Annotated in this window: 1 protein-coding gene; it reads right to left on the bottom strand. The window is 70.3% G+C overall.

All coding sequences use genetic code 11. From position 1 onward, the window contains the following. On the bottom strand, positions 1-1,827 hold a 1,827-nt coding region (locus AC1D15_RS29975; protein WP_477828888.1), incomplete at both ends, for an ExeM/NucH family extracellular endonuclease.

Below are 1,827 nucleotides of genomic sequence, written 5' to 3'. Positions count from 1 at the left end.
CAGCCGCACCGTGTAGGCCGTGAGGTCCACCGTGCCCACGGTCGGGTTGTAGATCTCCAGCGCCTTGTTGTTGCTGCTGCCTTCGACGTACTCGCTGAAGAACAGCTCCGGCGTGTCGCCGCTGCTCGGCGCGGCGCTCACGACGACCGTGCCGCTGCGCTCGGCCGTCAGGCCGCCCGCGCCGCTCAGCACCAGCTTCAGCGAGAAACTGCCGGCCGCGGCATAGGTGTGGCTGAGCGTCGTGACGCCAACGGCCGGGGCCTCGACCGTGCCGTCGCCCCAGTCGACCGACAGCGCGCTGCCGTTGCTCGCCGCGATGCCGGTGATGCTGACGGCCGTGCCCACCACGCCGCTGCCCGGCAGCGTCGCGGCCAGCGCCGGCACGATCACCGGCGCGTCGGCCGTGAGCGTCAGGCCGACCAGCACCGGGTCGTGGTCCGACGAGCGGAACGGCGTTGCCGCAAAGCGGTCGTCGGTCTTGAACTCGGTGTTGTAGTCGAGCACCAGCGGCTCGTCGGCGTTGACGTGCCACACGGTGACACCGCTCACCTGCGCGCCCAGCGTCTCGCTCGCGAACGCGTGGTCGAGTGCGCCCGATTCGCCGTTGAACACGTAGCTGTAGCGGGCCTCTTCCGGCAGGCGCTTCAGCAGCTCCTCGAAGCCGCCGCCTTCCAGGCTCTTGACCGGGTCCTCGTTCAAGTACGAGTTGAAGTCGCCGACCATCAGCACGTCGGCCTCGCCCGAGATGTCGGTGAGCTGAGTCACCCACTTCTGCAGCGCGAGCGCCTGCCGGAAGCGCGAGACGTTCCAGCAGCCCTGGCCGTTGTCGGCATCCAGGTCGGCGGCCGAGGCCGGGCACGAGCCCTTGCTCTTCAGGTGATTCACCACCAGCCAGAAGCCGCCGAGGTTGTCGACCGCGGCGAAGCGCTGCGCGACCGGCGGGCGCAGGCCTCCGTCGACCGCGAAGTCCGGGTCGGTCGGCACCATCGCATTGCCGATCGGCGTCAGGCGCGCCGGCTTGTAGATCATCGCGACGGTGATCGCATCGGTGCCGGGCTTGCCGGCGTCGATCCACGCGTAGGTGTTGGCACCCAGCTTCGCGTTGACCGCGCCGACCAGGTCGGCGAGGGCCACGGTGCCGTTGTTCTCGATCTCCATCAGCCCGAGCGCATCGGCATCCAGCCCGACGATGGTCTCGACCAGCTTCGCGCGCTGGCGCACCAGTTCATCCGCGGTATTGGCGCCGCGCTGGCCGAGCGTCGTGAAGAAGTTCAGCACGTTCAGGCTGCCGGCACGCAGCGTGCCGCCGACGGCCGCCGGTGCGGCAGGGCGCGGGTTGGCCGCGGTGAACGCGAGGGCCGCGACCGGGTGCACATGGAAGGCATCGGCCGTCCAGGTCATCACGCCGCGCACGCCGGCCACCGTGTCGCCGACGCGGCGCGTGCCGTTGGTGTCGGCGGCGGAGAGGTAGGGAATCGGTGTCGGGTTCTGGATGCCGGCGCCGTCGTCCAGCACGATCTTCGCGAGCACGTTCGCGGCGTTCACCTCGTCGCGCGTCGCACTGCCCGGGTGGTTGTTAGCCTGGAACAGCCGGCCGCCGGTGGACAGCACCAGCTCGCCGTAGCGGCCCAGGTTGTGGACTTCGGAGACGGTGAGCGTCTGCTTGAACTCGACCAGCATGCCTTCGACCGCTTCGAGGTCGCCGGCGCTGGCCAGCGGCAGCGTGACCTCGCGCGCGGCGATGGTGGGGCCGGCGCCGCAGGTGCTGATCGCGGTGACGGTGGCCAGCTCGGTCAGCCGCTCGGGGTCGGTGCTGCCGCTCTTGAA

The sequence above is a fragment of the Rhizobacter sp. P2_H2 genome (assembly GCF_056403375.1).
Note: the sequence above shows the minus strand (reverse complement) of the source record. Positions and strands in the feature narration are given on the sequence as shown.